The 1,374-nt window shown below is 49.0% G+C and carries 1 protein-coding gene; it reads right to left on the reverse strand.

What is annotated here, in order from left to right; all coding sequences use genetic code 11:
- Positions 1–184: 184 nt before the first annotated feature.
- Positions 185–1,299 (reverse strand): IS3 family transposase gene (locus tag DFR44_RS11310; RefSeq protein ID WP_133621668.1). Its coding sequence is split into 2 segments (ribosomal slippage): positions 185–1,047 and positions 1,047–1,299, totalling 1,116 coding nucleotides; the frame shifts between segments, so codons are not numbered across the junction.
- Positions 1,300–1,374 lie beyond the last annotated feature (75 nt).

Consider the following 1,374-nt stretch of genomic DNA (forward strand, 5'->3'; position numbering starts at 1 on the left):
GGTAATCATCCCAAACATAACAGCATTTCAAAGTGGAATTAAAAACCCCAGTTTTAGTAAAGCAATCAAATCTGTCAAGGGCGGCGTATCCGGCGTAGCGCACCCTTGATAGGGTCAAACAAGAACACGCTGTTCAAAGGCTCAATGTGGCAGAAAGCGGCATTGAGCCTGCCGAACCTATGCGCTAATGCACGGTTTGTGACTTTGCCTGTGTCAGCATTCTCTTCTGTGCAGGCGTGATTCTACCATTGGCAATGTGCGGACGACGATTATTGTACGTCCAAAGCCACTCGGTTGACAGCATTTGCATGTGCTCAAGCGACGTAAACAAATGCCGATTAAGCAATTCCTCGCGCATGGTGCGGTTGTAGCGTTCAATGTAGGCATTTTGTTGCGGATTGCCAGGCTGTGTGTACCAAAGCACAATGCCACGTTCCTTTGCCCAGTTGCGATAATGGTCGCTGATAAACTCAGGTCCGTTATCCGAGCGAATCACCTGCGGTTGCCCACGCCATTCAAACAATTGGTCTAGCTCTCGGGTCAGGCGTTTGGCAGGAATGGAGAAGTCAATCGCGGCAATTAAACCTTCGCGGTTGAAGTCGTCGCCCACGTTGAGTACGCGCACCGAGCGGCCGTCTGTGAGTTGGTCATGCATAAAGTCGATGGATAGGACTTGATTCATGCTGTTTGGTGTTGCCAATGGCTGTGGCGCTGCGCGGACAATGCGTTGGCGGCGCGTGACCCGCAGATTGAGCCCTTCTTTGACATAAATGGCATGGACGCGTTTGTGATTGTAAGACCAGCCCAAGACGTTACGCATATGGTCGAAACAAAGCCGAAATCCCCAGCGTTCTTGATGTTTGGTGTTGACGATTTCATGCAGTTTGGCGGCAATTGTGGCATTGGCTTCTTTGTTTTTGGGTGAGTAACGGTAGCAGGTTTCGGATATGCCAAATAGCTGGCATATCTTGTGAATGCTGATGTTGTAATGCGTTTTAGCATGATGCGCCATCTCACTGCGGCAAGATGGCGCGCTTACTTTTTTCCGAGGGCTTCCTTAAGAATGTCGGTGTGTAAGCATTGTTCGGCGTAAAGCTTTTTGAGGCGAGCGTTCTCGGCTTGAAGCTCGCGCATTTGTTTCATGTGAGAGGCTTCCATGCCGCTGTATTGGCTGCGCCATTTGTAATAACTGGCGCTGCTCATGCCGTGTTTGCGGCATAATTCGGGTAATGGTATGCCGCTTGCGCCTTCTTTGAGTATCGCGGCTATTTGGCTTTCGCTGTATTTCTTGGCTTTCATCGTAGTATTCCTTTTCTTGTGAGTTTAAGGACTTTTTTCTACTTTGATTCGCTTTTATTTTTTGGGATGATTACC

Source organism: Hydromonas duriensis (genome assembly GCF_004363775.1).
In the GTDB taxonomy this organism is placed as follows: domain Bacteria; phylum Pseudomonadota; class Gammaproteobacteria; order Burkholderiales; family Burkholderiaceae; genus Hydromonas; species Hydromonas duriensis.